The 15,131-nt window shown below is 64.7% G+C and carries 11 protein-coding genes; 4 read left to right on the top strand and 7 right to left on the bottom strand.

All coding sequences use genetic code 11. The features are described 5' to 3' along the window. The first annotated feature begins 33 nt into the window (after positions 1-33). Positions 34-1,002, top strand: a complete 969-nt coding sequence (locus VH326_RS10145) for a manganese catalase family protein (protein WP_329631694.1) — start codon at positions 34-36, stop codon at positions 1,000-1,002. A 71-nt stretch (positions 1,003-1,073) separates the two neighbouring features. Here VH326_RS10145 and VH326_RS10150 read toward each other — a convergent pair whose 3' ends face one another. The 3 genes from VH326_RS10150 to VH326_RS10160 all read right to left on the bottom strand — a co-directional run bounded on the left by VH326_RS10150 (position 1,074) and on the right by VH326_RS10160 (position 8,434). Further along, positions 1,074-2,888, bottom strand: a complete 1,815-nt coding sequence (locus VH326_RS10150; RefSeq protein ID WP_329631695.1) for an NAD(P)/FAD-dependent oxidoreductase — start codon at positions 2,886-2,888, stop codon at positions 1,074-1,076. Between the two features lie 97 nt (positions 2,889-2,985). Next, complete coding sequence (locus tag VH326_RS10155) at positions 2,986-5,913, bottom strand: TonB-dependent receptor plug domain-containing protein (RefSeq protein WP_329631696.1); 2,928 nt, start codon at positions 5,911-5,913, stop codon at positions 2,986-2,988. A 373-nt stretch (positions 5,914-6,286) separates the two neighbouring features. Continuing rightward, positions 6,287-8,434 carry a prolyl oligopeptidase family serine peptidase gene (locus VH326_RS10160; RefSeq protein WP_329631697.1) on the bottom strand — a complete coding sequence of 716 codons (2,148 nt, stop codon included), beginning with the start codon at positions 8,432-8,434 and terminating at the stop codon, positions 6,287-6,289. Between the two features lie 134 nt (positions 8,435-8,568). Here VH326_RS10160 and VH326_RS10165 point away from each other — a divergent pair, with 134 nt between their 5' ends. Further along, complete coding sequence (locus VH326_RS10165) at positions 8,569-9,141, top strand: glycine zipper 2TM domain-containing protein (RefSeq protein ID WP_329631698.1); 573 nt, start codon at positions 8,569-8,571, stop codon at positions 9,139-9,141. A 176-nt stretch (positions 9,142-9,317) separates the two neighbouring features. Here VH326_RS10165 and VH326_RS10170 read toward each other — a convergent pair whose 3' ends face one another. The 3 genes from VH326_RS10170 to VH326_RS10180 form a co-directional block, all read right to left on the bottom strand. Continuing rightward, positions 9,318-10,649: a terminase large subunit domain-containing protein gene (locus tag VH326_RS10170; RefSeq protein WP_329631699.1), complete on the bottom strand. Its 1,332-nt coding sequence runs from the start codon at positions 10,647-10,649 to the stop codon at positions 9,318-9,320. Then, a complete protein-coding gene (locus VH326_RS10175) occupies positions 10,636-11,190 on the bottom strand; it encodes a hypothetical protein (protein WP_329631700.1) in 555 nt (184 codons plus the stop codon). The genes VH326_RS10170 and VH326_RS10175 overlap by 14 nt, the downstream gene beginning before the upstream one ends. 215 nt (positions 11,191-11,405) lie before the next feature. Then, the gene (locus tag VH326_RS10180; protein WP_329631701.1) at positions 11,406-12,113 is read right to left on the bottom strand and encodes a Crp/Fnr family transcriptional regulator; all 708 of its coding nucleotides are present in this window, start codon (positions 12,111-12,113) and stop codon (positions 11,406-11,408) included. 307 nt (positions 12,114-12,420) lie between these two features. Here VH326_RS10180 and VH326_RS10185 point away from each other — a divergent pair, with 307 nt between their 5' ends. Both VH326_RS10185 and VH326_RS10190 read left to right on the top strand, forming a co-directional pair. Further along, positions 12,421-12,804: a hypothetical protein gene (locus VH326_RS10185; protein ID WP_329631702.1), complete on the top strand. Its 384-nt coding sequence runs from the start codon at positions 12,421-12,423 to the stop codon at positions 12,802-12,804. Between the two features lie 88 nt (positions 12,805-12,892). Beyond that, positions 12,893-14,056 carry a Vps62-related protein gene (locus VH326_RS10190; RefSeq protein WP_329631703.1) on the top strand — a complete coding sequence of 388 codons (1,164 nt, stop codon included), beginning with the start codon at positions 12,893-12,895 and terminating at the stop codon, positions 14,054-14,056. 584 nt (positions 14,057-14,640) lie between these two features. On the opposite strand, the gene rplQ is transcribed toward VH326_RS10190, so the two are convergent. Further along, on the bottom strand, positions 14,641-15,063 hold the full coding sequence (gene rplQ, locus VH326_RS10195; protein ID WP_329631704.1) for a 50S ribosomal protein L17: 423 nt from the start codon (positions 15,061-15,063) through the stop codon (positions 14,641-14,643). Positions 15,064-15,131 lie beyond the last annotated feature (68 nt).

Raw genomic sequence — 15,131 nt, forward strand, 5'->3', positions numbered from 1 at the left:
ATCGCGGCTGGCTGACGTTGGCGGGATACCCTTGTGGAGATCACCGCCATGTTCATGCACAACAAGCGCCTGCAATATACCGTGCGCGTTGCCGAGCCCAATCCGGCGCTCGGCTCGTTGATCCTCGAGCAATTCGGCGGTCCGGATGGCGAACTCGCCGCGGCGATGCGCTACTTCACGCAAGGACTGGGCGAGCTCGATCCCGGGCGCAAGGACATGCTGCTCGACATCGCCACCGAAGAGCTGAGCCATCTTGAGGTGATCGGATCGGTCGTCGCGATGCTCAACAAGGGCGCCAAGGCGCAGCTTTCGGAAGCGGCGATGGAGGAGGCCGAGCTCTACCTGTCGCTCAACGCGGGCGGCAATAGCCACACCCAGTCGATCCTGTACGGCGGCGGCCCCGCGCTGACCAATTCGTCGGGCGTGCCGTGGACCGCGGCCTATATCGACAGCCGCGGCGACCCGACCTGCGACCTGCGGTCGAACATCGCCGCCGAGAGCCGCGCCAAGATCATCTATGAGCGCCTGATCGCGATCACCGACGACCCGGGCATCAAGGACGCGCTCGGCTTCCTGATGACTCGCGAGATCGCGCACCAGAAATCGTTCGAGAAAGCGCTCTACGCGATCGCGGACAATTTCCCGCCGGGCAAGCTGCCGGGAATCGAGAAATACGCCAACATGTACGTCAATACCTCGCAGGGCGAAGGCGACATGGAGGGGCCGTGGAACTCGGGCGAGCAGTGGGAGCGAGTCGACGATCTCGAGCAAGTGCTGCCGGCCGATGACGGCGACGGCACCGCGACGGTGGAACTCGGCGAGGACGACCGGGCGGTGGCGACCGCGCTCACCGCGCGCACCGCCTCCGACCCCAACGGCAATCCGACGACGGGGGTCGATCTCGGCGCCGGCCCGGGCGCGGGACGCACGACCGACGAGGATATGGGCGGCGCAGCCGACATCAAAGAGGCCAGCCGCATGGCCGATGAGATGACGGTGTAGCAGTTCGTCCGGGACGCCCTCGTTCATCAAGCGCCCGCCGGCCGCGACCTACGGGGCCGGCGGGCGCACCATCACTGGAACGTCAACCCCTCGAACGCCCCCGATTGCCGCCACTGCTCGATATACTGGAAGTAAGCGTGCGCGCCGAGCGGATAGCCGACCGCCAGCGCGGCGGCCGGGCCGGGGTCCTTGCCTTCGTTATTGTAATAGCCCGGCGTGCAATCGGGCGCGGTGCGCAAGCTGCGGCCCGGCCCTGACAGCAGCAACTCGACCCACGCGTCCTGCGCCTCGCGCGTGACCTCGACCTCGCGCGCGCCGAGCGCTTCCGTGTGCGCGACGACCGCGGCGATCGTCCGCCCCGACTCGGTCAGATTGTGCGGAACGTTGGAAATCAGGTTGGCGCCCTGGGTCGGCGTCACCACGAACAGGTTGGGGAAGCCGTGGACGTGGATGCCGTGCTTCGACCGCATCCCCTCGGCCCATGCCTCGCTGAGCTTGAGCCCGTCGCGCCCGACCACGTCGAACCCGACCAGCGCCGACAGATTGGTGCCGACGCGGAAGCCCGAGGCGTAGATGATGCAATCGACCTCGCAATGCTTGCCGGCGACGGTGAAGCCGGTCTCATCGATCGACTCGACGCCCTGGCCTTCGGTGTCGATCAAGTGCGTGCCCGGCGTGTTGAACGCCTGAAGATAGGCATCGTGAAAGCACGGCCGCTTGCACAGCTGGCGGTACCACGCCTTGAGCCCGGCAGCAGTCTCCGGATCGGCGACGAGCGCGTCCACCCGTGCGCGGATTTCCTCCATCTTCTCGAAGTCCGAATCCTCCCACACGCGCAGGATGTTCTCGAAGCTGCGCTGCTCGGGCGGCAGCGTCACGACACGCGCCTTGATCCGCCGCGAAATGTCGGTCCAGCCGTCCTGGACCAAATCCTCCGCGACCATGTTTCCGGGGGTCTGATTGGCGGTGAAATTCTCCAGCCAGCGGCGTTGCCAGCCGGGGGTCGCGATCTCCGCGAACCAGTCGGGATCGATCGGCCGGTTGTCGCGCACGTCGACCGACGACGGCGTGCGCTGGACGACGTACAGTTCCTTGGCCGCGCGCGCGAGGTGCGGGACCGCCTGGACCGAGGTCGCGCCGGTGCCGATGATCGCGACGCGCTTGTCCGCGAGCCCCGTCATCGGCGCGCCGTCCGCGTTGCCGCCGGTATAGCCATAGTCCCACCGGCTGGTGTGGAACGACTTGCCCCGGAACCGTTCGATACCCGGAATCCCCGGCAGCTTGGCGATGTGCAGCGGCCCGGTGCCGATCCCGACATATTTGGCGGTGAAGCGATCGTCACGGTCGGTGGTGATCGTCCACAGCGATGTTGCGTCGTCCCACACGATGTTGCGAATCTGCGTGTGGAACAGCGCCTTGTCGTACAGACCGTACTGCCGCCCGATCCGCCGGCATTGCTCGAGGATTTCGGGGCCGTGCGCGTATTTCTCGCTCGGCATGTGCCCGGTTTCCTCGAGCAGCGGCATGTAGATCATCGACGCGGTGTCGCACTGCGCGCCCGGGTAGCGGTTCCAGTACCAGGTCCCGCCGAAATCGCCGCCCTTCTCGACGATGCGATAGTCGCTGATCCCAGCTTCGGCGAGCCGCGCGCCGGTCACCAGCCCGGCGAACCCGCCGCCGACGAACGCGAAGGTGACATGGTCGGTCACCGGATCGCGCGGCAGCACCGGCATGTGCGGATCGATCGCATAATCGGCGAACGGTCCTTCGAGATCGATATACTGGTCGTTGCCGTCGTCGCGCAGGCGCTTGTCGCGCTCGGCGATGTACTTTGCGAGCAGGGCTTTCTTGTCGATCGCGCGGCGGACGGGGGTCTGGTCGTTCATGACCATACCCTATCTTTGAAAATCAGCGGCGTGAAGTCGGACACGAAAATGGGGACGGCAAAATCGCCGTCCCCACTTCGCCGCCCTCGCTCGGCGATCAGAACTTGATGCGAACGCCCGCATAATAGCGCCGGCCGAGCGGATCGTAGGTGCTCGTGTCGGTCGCCTGGCCCGCGGTGCTGCCCAGATCGCCGAGGAACGGCGGCTGGTTGTTCAGCAGATTGTCGCCGCCGACGTAGAACTCGAACCCGTTCCTGGTCCGAAACCGGATCTGCCCGTCGAGGTAGAATTCCGGACTGACTTCGTAGAGCGGGTTCGTACCCGGGCGCGCGCCGGTGATCTGGTCGTCGAGGCTCGAACGCCCGATATAGGTGCCGGTCAGCGTCAGCCCGATCCCACCCATGTCGTACCCGGTCGTGATCGAGAACTTGTCCTTCGGCGCCCCGATCTCACCCGCGAAATAGTCGCGCGGCGAGCCCGGCAGCGGGATCGAATAGCCGGTCAGCAGGTGCGTATAGGCGCCGTGCAGCGTCAGATCGCCGCCGAGCAGCCGCTGCCGCCAGTCGATCGCGACGTCGATACCCGACGTCTTGGCACCGCCCGAGTTGGTCGGGCTGGTGTTGACCTCATCGAGCGAGCCGGCGCTGTTGGCGCCGATCGCCGCCGGACGGCGCACGATCAGGTTGCAGAACGACTGGACCGACTGATTGTAACACTGGTTCAGGATGAACTGCAGTGGCGTCGTCACGATCGCGTCCTTGATGCGGATATTGAAGTAATCCACCGTCAGGACGAGGTTGCGCAGCGCATGGATCGAGCGCGGGTTGATCACCACGCCCGCGGTGAACGAGTTGCCTTTTTCCTCCTGCAAATTGGGATTGCCGCCGCCGAAGCTGGTGATACCCTGAAGATCGGCCTGGTTCACCGTGAACGCGCCGTTCGCCGCGATGTTGGCGGAGACACCGGGCGCCGCGCGGCAATTGGTCGCCAGCGTACCGGTGGTCGTCGCCGTGATCCCCGCGCACGGATCGCTCAGGCCGGTGGGGAAGTCCTGCTGCGGCGGCTGGAACAACTCGTTGATGTTCGGCGCGCGCACCGACCGCGCGTTCATCACGCGGAAGCGGATGTCCTGGATCGGGCTCCACTCGCCGCCGTAATTGTAGCTGAAGGTCGTTCCAACGGTCGAGTAATGCGACACGCGCACCGCCCCTCGGATGCTCAGCGAGTGGAAGAACGGACGATCCTGCAGCAGCGGCACGATCGTTTCGGCGAACCCTTCGTACACATCGAAATGGCCGCTGGTCGATGGCAGCGCGTTGTTGCCGTTCAATCCCTGCTGGGTCAGCAGGTCGAACACGTTGCTGCTCGTCTCGCGACGATATTCGGCGCCGATGCTGAACCCGACCGGGTCCGCGCCGAAGATCGAGAACAATTTGCCCGACACGTTGCCGCCGGCAACGGTCTGGGTGATCTTCGACCGCAGCGTCGTCGGCGCCTCGATATAGCTCGCCGCCGAGGCAAGGCTGCCGATGCCGTAGATATTGGCCGGGATGCAGCCCGCTGCGCGCGCGGCCGGATCGGCGCAAACGATCTGGCCCGTCGCTGGATCTCGATAGGCATTGAGCGCCTGAGTGAAGTTGAGGCTGTTGAACTGGCCGCTGCCGGTCTGGTTCTCGATCGTCTGGCCGTAGATGCCATAGAGTTCGTAGTTGAACTTGTCGTTGAGGAACCTGCCGTTCACGCCGCCCGCGATTCGGAACAGGTCGCGGCTCGCACGGCTGGTGCGCGGGCCGAAGTCTGCGAGCCGGCGATCGAAGAAGATGTCCCTCAATCCATCCCCGTTGGTGTCGGTCGCGGCGTTGTAGATCGCGTCGGGGACGAACGGGTTGCGGTAGGTCACCCCGCCGACGACGGTCTCGATCGGTATCTGGCCGCCGGTCGGGATGTCGACCAGGTCGGAGCTGAGCGGGAACGGCTCGATCACCGTGTTCGCGCGGGTCTTGGCGTAGTTGGCCTCGACGAAGAAGTTAAGCGCGTCCGACGCTTGGTAATTACCGCGGCCGGCGAACACGAAGCGCTCGACCGGCACCGCGAGATAGCGCGCATCGGAGCGGTTGTAGCCGCCGCAACTCGTCGTGGTGCAGTCGGTCAGGACATTGTCGGAGCCATAGGTGAACACGCTGTTGCCAGCGTAGAAGCGCCCACCCGGGGTGAAGCCCGAGAGCAACGTCGTCGGCGTGAACAGGTCTTCGTCGCGACCGGTGATGAGCCCCAGGTTGGTCTGATCGACCGCGGTCGAGCCGGCTTCGGTAAAGCGGTCGCGCTTGAGCACGGTGCCCTGCTTCGAATAGCCGCCGAACAGCATGATGTTGCCGCGGCCGCCGGCAAAGTTCTTGCCCGCCAGCACGTTGACCTGGCGATCGTTGCCGTCGCCATATTGCGAGATACCTTCCTGCGCATCGACCTGCAGGCCGTTGAACTTCGTCTTGTAGACGAAGTTGACGACGCCCGCGACGGCGTCCGAGCCGTACACTGCCGAGGCGCCGCCGGTCAGCACGTCGACTCGGTCGAGGAACTGGGTCGGGATGACGTTGAGGTCGACCGCGCTCGAGCCCGGAACGCCCGAGACGAAGCGGCGGCCGTTGACGAGGACGAGCGTGCGATCCTCGCCGAGGTTGCGCAGGTTGACGGTGGCGACGCCGGCGCTCTGCGTGGCGAAGCTCGAATTGGTGCGGCTGATGCCCGGCTCGCCGAAGGTCGGGTTCTGGAGCAGCACGTCCTGAACGTTGACCGCGCCCGATTGCTGGATCTGCGCGGCGCCGATCGACTGCAGCGGCGAAGCGGCGGTCGCCGACGGCGACACGATCCGCGACCCGGTGATGACGATGTCGCCCGCGGGTTCGTCGCCCTGCCCCGCCTGGCCGGTCGCCTGCGCGGCGGGATCGGTGGTCGAGGCGACGGGGGCGGTGGTGTCGGTGGGGGTGGTTGGGGTGGTTTGCGCGGCCTGCTGGGCGGCGGCGGGCACCGCCAAAAGGGCAGCACTTGCGATCAGGGTGCTCGAGAGGAGGCGGTTGCGGCAGCGTAAGTTCATGATTGCGTTCCCGTTTATGGGCCACGCTCGACGTGAGCGTGGCCGGACGCGGGCCTCTACGCTCGACGATGGGACAAGGGTTCTTGCCCTAAATCAGGATTGGCAAATTCGCTTCGAATGTGGCGAGTTTGCCACAAGGGCCGGAAACGAAACGATTTTCTTGCGCAGGCTGGCGGCGCTCTGGGCGCTGGAACATCATCGCCCCAAGGCGAGCGCGCACCCTTTTGCGGTCGACCAGCCGCCATCAAAGTCCTCGTTTCCAGCGCGATCGTGGTGGGGCGTTCGCGGACGAGAGCTTCGCGCCGGCTTAGTTTACCGGCTTGACCGTCATCCCCGTCCACTTGGCGATGAACGCCCAGTCGCTCGCGGTCTCGTCGATGATCTTGTCGGTCGGCTTGCCCGATCCGTGGCCGGCGCGAGTCTCGATGCGGACGAGGTGCGGCTTGGGGCCGAGGTCCATCGACTGGAGCATCGCGGTATATTTGAACGTGTGCCCTGGCACCACGCGATCGTCGGTGTCGGCGGTCGCCGCGAGGATCGCCGGGTAGGCCCGCCCGCCGCGGATATTGTGGTACGGCGAGTATTTGTAGAGCACGCGGAAATCGGCTTCCTTCGACGGATAGCCGTAATCGTCGACCCAATAGCGCCCCGCCGTGAAGCGGTCGAAGCGCAGCATGTCCATCACCCCGACCTGCGGGAGTGCGGCGGCGAACAGATCGGGACGCTGGTTGACCACCGCGCCGATCAACAGCCCGCCGTTCGACCCGCCCATCACCGCGAGCTGGTCCTTGCCGGTATAGCCGTGTCCCTTGAGATACTCGCCCGCCGCGATGAAATCGTCGAACACGTTCTGCTTGTTCGCCAGCCGCCCGCCGTCGTGCCATGGCTTGCCATATTCGCCGCCGCCGCGAATGTTGGCGACGGCATAGACGCCGCCTTGCTCGAGCCAGGCGATGCGGGTGGCGGAAAAGGCCGGCTCCATCGAAATGTTGAACCCGCCATAGGCGTAGAGGAGCGTCGGCGCGGGGCCGCTCGTGCCCTTCTTGCGGACGATGAACATCGGCACGCGGGTGCCGTCCTTCGACGTGTAGAATATTTGGCTGACGACGTAATTGGCCGGATCGAACGCGACCTTTGGTTGCGCCCAGACCGAGGATTTGCCCGTCGCGACATCGTAACGATAGATCGTGCTCGGCGTGTTGTAGCTGGTGAAGCTGTAGAACGTCTCCGGATCGTCCGCCTCGCCGCCGAACCCGCCGGCCGAGCCGATTCCGGGGAGCGCCACCGTTCCCTCGGGCTTGCCGTCGAGGGCGTAGCGCCGCACCTCGCTCTTCACGTCGACCAGATAGCTCGCAATCAGCTTGCCGCCGACGATCCCCGCGCCGTCGAGCACCGCCTTGTCCTGCGGCACGACCTCGGTCAGCGCAACGTCGCCGGGAGCCGACAGGTCGGTTGCGACGATCCGCAGTCGCGGCGCGTCCTTGTTGGTCACCCAATAGAATTTGCTGCCGACATTGCCGGCCAAGCTCCACTGGTTCTCCAGCCCCTTGAAGATCGTCCGCGGCTTGGCGCCCGGCGTCGCGAGGTCGATCACCGTCACTTCGTAGCGGTTGTCGGTACCTTCGGTGGTGGTGATGACCAGCCACTTGCCATCGTCGGTGACCTGGACGCCGTGCCCGCGTTTGGGCTGGTCGGGGGTCGCGTAGACCAAAGGATCAGCCGATTGCGGCGTGCCGAGCTTGTGGAAATAGACCGCCTGGTTCTCATTGGTCGACTGGAACTTCTTGCCCTCGGCGGGTTCCGGAAAGCGCGAATAATAGAAGCCCGACCCGTCCTTCGCCCAGGCCAGGCCGGAGAACTTGACCCACTCCACATCATCATCGAGCATTTTGCCGGTGTCGACGTCGAGCACCTTGACCGTGCGCCAATCGGTGCCACCGTCCTGGATCGTGTAGACCAGCCGCTTCCCATCCTCACTCGGCAGCCATTCGCCGAGCGCGGTCGCGCCGTCCTTCGACCAGCCATTGGGATCGATCAGCACGCGGCCTTCGCCGCCGACGCTGTCGCGGACATACAGCACCGCCTGGTTCTGCAGCCCCGAATTGCGCGTGTAGAAATAGCGCCCGCCCTTCTTGAACGGCGTGCCGAAGCGTTCGTAGTTGATCAGCTGAGTCAGCCGCGCCTTGAAGATGTCGCGCCCCGGCAGCGTCGCCAGATACGCGTCGGTCACCTTGTTCTCGTCCGCCACCCAGGCCGCGACCTTGGGATCGCTGCGGACGTCGTTTTCGAGCCAGCGATAGGGGTCGGCGACTTTGACGCCGAATTGCTCGTCGATGGTCGTGCCGCGTTCGGTCGCGGGATAGGAAAAACTGGTCATGGGGCTGGTCGGGGCACTCGTCTGGGCAAAAGCGGGAGCGGCGAGAACGGTCAGCGTCAGGGCAAGGGATCGGCGCATCGGAGCACTCCGCGATTGGATGAACGCTCGTGTCTATCAGGCGTCAGCGCAGGTTCAACTGGCAGCGTGCAGATCGGAACGGACCCGTTTCGGCCGCAAATGCGTTGTGGCCGGGTCATCCAAGGAGAAAACAGATGTTGCGTACCCTTCCCCTAGCCCTTTCGACCGCCGCGGTGGCGTTGTCGGCATTCGCTTTGCCCGCCGCCGGCCAGACCATCACCGAGCAGCGCCGCTTCGACGCCGCGCAGCGCCGCTACGACCAGGAAACCGCGCTCTACAACCGCGAGCGCGCGATGTACGACAATGCTCGCAACCGCGACAGCCGCCGCAGTGGCTATAACGACCAGCGCTACAACGATTCGCGCTACAACGATCCGCGCTACAACGACCCCAATTACGACAGCCGCTACGCCACCGACTATGACGCCTCGCGCTATTATCGCGACGATCCGCGCTATCAGGAGCGCGTGCTGACGGAGAACGACCAGGTCTATCGCGGGTCGGACGGGCGCTATTACTGCAAGCGCAACGACGGCACGACCGGGCTGATCGTCGGCGGCGCGTCGGGCGCGATCATCGGCAACGTGATCGACGGCGGCCGCAACCGGGTCGGCGGCACGCTGATCGGCGGCGCGCTCGGCGCGTTGATCGGCAAGTCGGTCGACCAGAACAGCACCAACGGCAACGGCCAGTATCGGTGCCGCTAAGCCGCACGCAATTAGCGTGAGCTAATCCCGAGACGGTGAAGCGCGGCCGGCGGGGCGGTTATTCCGCCCCGTTCGACGGCGCGGAATTCACTTCCGCGCCGCGCCCGACAAGAAAAGGCCGCGCTCCGCATTCCGGGGCGCGGCCTTTTCACAATGCCGGGCGCTCGCCGCCCGCATCAAGCCAGCCTGATGCTTGGCGCCCGCCCCGCGATCAGCAGCGCCCACAACGCCCACACCATCGCGTCGGCGCGGTCGGGCGAACGCCCGGGCACCGCATAGCCGCGTCCCGGCACCAGCCCCGCCAGCTCCGCCTCCAGCGCGGGAAAGCGCCCGGCCAACCTTGTCCGCCCCGCCTCGAACAGCCCGGCGACCGGCTCGGCTCGCGCCGCCTTGCCGCGAGTCGCGGTGACGTTGGTGACGGGCAGCGTCAGCCCGACGCCGCGCAACACCGCGCCGACCATCGCCCCGCCCTGGTTGGTTTCGACGACCACCCGATCGGCGTCGTGCGTTTCCGCCGCGATCGCCACGCGCCGCGCCCAGCCTTCGGGAGACAAGCCCGACGCGCTGTGATCGGCAAGCACATGCCCGACCCCGCAAACGTCGAGCCCGCACGCGACGATCCCGCACGTGCCGGCCGCGCTCGCCGGCGGATCGACCCCGATCACCACGCGCACCAGCGCGTCGGGCGCCGGCGCCGCCCCCCGGCTCGCCTCGATCAGCGCTGCCGGCCACAGCGTCCCCTCGATATCCTCGACCAGCTCGCCGTCGATCTCCTCCCGGCCGCGCCTGGTCCCGCCATAGCTGCGCACGATCGCCGCCAGATAGGCGTCGGGGACGTGCGGGTTGCGCCAGCTCTCACCGCCGGTCACCACCGTATCGACATCGCCGAGGATCGCCTTGAGCGCGTCCACCCCGGCGCGCGGCGTCGTCGTCACCAGCGCGCGCGGTCGGCTCGCCCCCGCCAGGCCGCCGCCGCGCAACCCGAGCTGGAGCATGTCCCACGTCTCCTCCGGATGCCGCCACTTCGCGAGCTCGTCGCACCACGCGAAATGATGCTCGGGCCCGCGCAGGCTTTCCGGGTTGGCGCCCGAGAACAACGTCGCCTCGGCCCCGCCCGGAAACACGATCCGGCGCAGGCTGGCGTCGAACCGTGGCGCCTCGACGGGATGGCACGGCACCGACAGGATGCCGCTGCGCCCCTCGACCATCACGCGGCGCGCTTCCTCGACGGTCGCCGCGACGATCGCGATGGCGACCGCGCCGTGCGTCCGCGCGACATGATGCACCCATTGCGCCCCGGCCAGCGTCTTGCCGAACCCGCGCCCCGCCATCATCACCCAGGTCCGCCAGTCGCCATCGGGCTCGCGCTGCCCGGGATGCGCCCACCCGCGCCAGTCGCGCCCCCACGTCGTCAACTCGGCTTCGGGTGCGAGCTTGAAGAACATCCGGCGTTCGCGCTCGGGCAACGCCATGACTCGCCGCAACAGCTCGCCGTCAGCCGGCGTCATCGGCCCTCGCGGCATAGTCCCGCTCGCGCGCCATCCCGCGCTCGATCATCTCGACCTTCTTGAGCAGGCTGGCGCGCACCGCGTCGGGATCGAGCGGCCTGGACCGCGCGTCATAGCGTTGCGGCGGTCCGCCGCGGACCTCGGCGCGGTGCAATTTGTAGAGGTTGAGCGCATCGGCGAAGCTGACCCGCTCGACCTCGCGCCCGCCATCGAAATCGGACGGTCCGGCGAGCGACGCGGAAGCGGTCTCGATCAACTGCGCCTCGATCCGCGCGAACCCCTGCTCGACCGCGCGCACCCAGGCTTCGGCGAACCCCGGCCATTTCATGCGGCGGTTGTAGATCGCGGTCGTCGAAAACCCCGCCTCGGCCGCGGCGGCACACACGTTGCAGGTGGCGGCAAGGTGTTCGAAGAAGATGCGTTCCGCCTCCCGCGACCAGCGGCGGCGTGCGCGGATGACCTGGGTCTTGCCGTTGATCGCCGGACGCACGATCGTGCCAGCCGGGGGGTGCTGCTTGCCCGTCATTGATTTCCCCGCCACGTCAGAGTTCGTGCTATGTACCCAATTTGATCGCCAATGTCAAGATATTTATCCTATTTGGTTTTCCCCAAGGCGAGATCGAACCTATCGGAGGGGAAGGAATGACCGTCAGGGCAAACGACCTTTAACGACCCCCCCCGCCGACATTGGACCCAAGGCCGTCAGGGGAGCGGACGCGGTGAGGTTGCACAAGATCGGTTCGACCAGGCGCTGGCCTATGCCGCATCGACCGAGGCCAGGCGGCGAAGCATCTCATAGCTGCATATCTCTATCGTGTTTCTGGTGTTCCGGATCGCCTTGATGCGGCTGAGCTTGGTAAGCTCCCGCGTGACGACCTCGCGCTGCGTACCGACCAAAGCGGCGATCTGGGCGTGGGTGCCGACCCTGCTCAACGTTACACGATCGTCGACCACACCTGCCTTTGCAGCCGATCGCAGAAGAAAGAGAATGACGCGGGATCGCGCGGAGGCAGCGTTCCGCTCGAACAGTCGCTGGCTCAACGAGCGTGCCATCGAAACAAGGTCCTCGAGCAGCGCTCTACCGAAACCGGGTATCTCCTCGATCATCCGATCAAATAGGGTTTGGCTAACAAAGATCAGTTCGGCATCGTCGAGACAAATTACGTTTGCCCACCGGGGCTTTCCATCGACCGCACCAAGTTCTCCCGTGTAATCCCCGGCCGTTATGATGCTGAATCCGACTTCCGTTCCATTGCGAGAATATTTCTTCGAAAACAGATTACCGGAGCATACCAAGTACATTCCGCTAGATTTAGCCTCATCGCGAATGACGCTGTCCCCACGACGGAATTTTACCTTGCGAAAATCGGATTTTACGGAGGCAAATTGGTCACTATCGAAATAGCGAAATATTCGAAAATCTGCGATTCCGGCTAGATGTTCATCAGCCGTCGAAGTCTCCATTACCGGCTCTCTCGATACTCGCCACGACCCGAAAAATGTGCGCCGCGGCACAACTCGACGGGCCGCGTCGGGCATCTGTTCGTATGCCAAAATGCGAATAGGGCGACGATCACGATGGGCCTGTGCCGACAGACATGCTGGCGCCGAAAAATCCTCATCTCGGGTGCTCGTGTTCAGCGTGACTTGCTGCTGAACTGCGGCGCGCGGCAATAGATTCGCAAATGTGCATTTTTGCACATCAACAATGCTCTGCGGCCGTCATCTCCTGACGGTCGCCGCTCTCAGCGATACGTAAAAGGAAATTGTCATGTCCACAGGGTTCAACTTTACCATAACGAATTCGGCCCCGGTGCTGGTATTTCTCGACGTCGACAAAGACAATAACAACTGCCTGGACGTCGATTTCATTACGCCGAACCCCTTTCTCGGCCAGCAGTACCTTCTTGGGCCGGGCGAATCGTTGAAGACGCGCCTCTTCAGAAAGGACGGTCACGGCTGTGACGGTCGTCAGGGCGAATTTCAGATCAGCCCGACGTTCATCGTCAACAATGCGAAGGTAACGCACGCGTATCAACAGTTCAGCTTCGATTCGAATGGCGGCATCGCCGCGGTGGGGACCCCGCCGACCTTCGGCAGCGTGCTTACCCAGGCAGGCGCAGGAAGCGATGCGACCTGGACGCTATCGATCTGAGATAGCTGGCAACGCGTCAATCATTCTGTCGGAGAAGATCATGTCTACCGGATTCGACTTTGCAGTGAAGAATAATACGTCAACATTGATGTTCCTCGAGGTGGATGCGGGCAACAATAATTGCCTGGATACCGACTTCATCACGCCCAATCCCTTTCTCGGGCAAAAATTCCTGATCGAGGCCGGGTCCACCTTCGTCGCGCATCTGTTCCGCAAGGACGGCCATGGTTGCGACGGCCGCCAGGGCGAGTTTCAGGCACGTCCGATCTTCCTCGACAACAACACGACCGTTCCGAAACAATATCAGAAGTTCAGCTTCGATTCGAACGGCGCGATGGCCGCAGTCGGCGACGAGCCCGACTACACCAGCACGCTGCTGCAGGCCAATTCCGGGGCGACGGCGCTATGGACGGTCGGCGGCACGAAGGCCATCATCAGCGACGAGCAGAAACTCGCCGCCATGCGCACGTGCGCGCCATTGATCTGGGCGGCGGAGGGCGAGGAGTATTTCGCGTGCTCGACCGAATGGTCCTTCCAGTTCCTGACACGCGTGACGAGAGAGGGTCAGTACTGGCTATACACCAAGCAGGATCTGAGCAGTCCCAGCGATGACTCGCTGCCGCTGTTCAAGGGAAATCTTGCCGAAGCGCCGGTCTATGCGTTCTGGGTGGAAAAGGCCGGCGGCAATTACGATATCTGCTACTTCACTTATTATGGCTACAACCGAGGCAAGGAGGTCGTGGATACGATCTGGGGGAACCATGTCGGCGACTGGGAGCATCTGACGGTTCGCCTGGACAGCCAGTTGAACCCGATCTCCGTCTACATGTCCCAGCACAGCGGCGGCGAGACGATATCCTGGGCCGATGTCGAAAAATCGGGCACGCATCCCGTGGCCTATGCCGCCTGGGGGTCGCACGCTCTGTACAGCAGCGGCGGCGATCATGTCTATTCGAGCGTGCTCGTCGACAAGTGCGGCAAGGGTACGCAGTGGAACACCTGGGACAGGGTGGAAACCTATGACTATGGGGCGAAGACGGGGCTCGGTTCGTCCGTGTGGCCGACGTGGATGACCACCGACTATACTTCGACGCTGCCGGGCAAGGACGCGGCCGACCCACGTTCCGGCGGCATCTATCGCTGGGGCAATGGCGGGAACGGCGCCACCGTTGCGGGCCAGCGCCAACTGGAGGACGGGCCAACCGGCCCGATCGACAAGGGGGATTGCTGGGACAGATCCACATTTGGCTGACGGAAGTCGGCCTCGGCGGTCGCGGAGGACGGCCGTTTGCCCTAAGTGAAGCCGACGCCCGTCTGGCAAGTTGCCTGGCATGCCTCGGCTTCGGTTGGGGTGAAAGGAATGCCAGGGCCGCGGGACGGGAATACACAGGACACTTGGTACGGTGGTTCACCTACCCGACACCGTTACCCACTTGACCGCGAGATTTGCGGGAGCGCCGGGACCGGATCGAGATCGAGGGTCGCGAGACTCAGGCCCACGCCCCGTAAGTCATGCTGGACGCACTCAAACGATGCCCCCTGAACCGCCGGGACGGCCGCGGAAAGCGGCGGGCAGCGTCTGTCTGCGATGTTCGTCGGTCTCGGAGCGTCATCCGGACATGAGCTACTAGTAGCTCATTTTACCGGGCGTGCGCCAAAAGCGCATGTCCGCTTTCGGCCCCGGAAGCCGCAGTCTGGCAAAGGCCTGCGTACGACGTTCACCACCCCATAGCTGACGTCCAAACGCGACCTGCGCCAATCAAGAAAAAGGCCGCGTCCTCTTTCGAAGACGCGGCCCAGTCATTCTTGAAGTCGTCGCCGTACGACAGCCGGCGCTCAAGCCGCCTCGTCATACCCCTCGTCAACCATCACCGGCCCCGAATCCTGGCCCTTGGCCGAGACATCGCGGTCGACGAATTCGATCACCGCCATCGGCGACGCGTCGGACGCGCGGATGCCGGCCTTGATCACGCGGGTATAGCCGCCGTTGCGGTCGGCGTAGCGCGCGCCGATCGTGTCGAACAGCTTGACCAGCTGCGCATCGTCGAGCAGCCGCGCGTGCGCGAGGCGGCGGTTGGAGAGGCCACCCTTCTTCGCCAGCGTCACCAGCTTTTCGACGTACGGGCGAAGCTCCTTCGCCTTGGCGAGCGTGGTGGTGATCTGCTCGTGCTTGATCAGCGCCGCCGCCATGTTGCGGAACAGAGCGGCGCGGTGCGCCGAGGTACGCTGAAGCTTACGACCGCCGACTTTATGGCGCATGTTTCATTCCTTCGTTCGTAGGGGGGCCGTGTGAGGTACCCCGATCCAGGTGGCTGTCAGGCCGCCAC

This window comes from Sphingomonas sp., from assembly GCF_036269755.1.
Taxonomy (GTDB): domain Bacteria; phylum Pseudomonadota; class Alphaproteobacteria; order Sphingomonadales; family Sphingomonadaceae; genus Sphingomonas.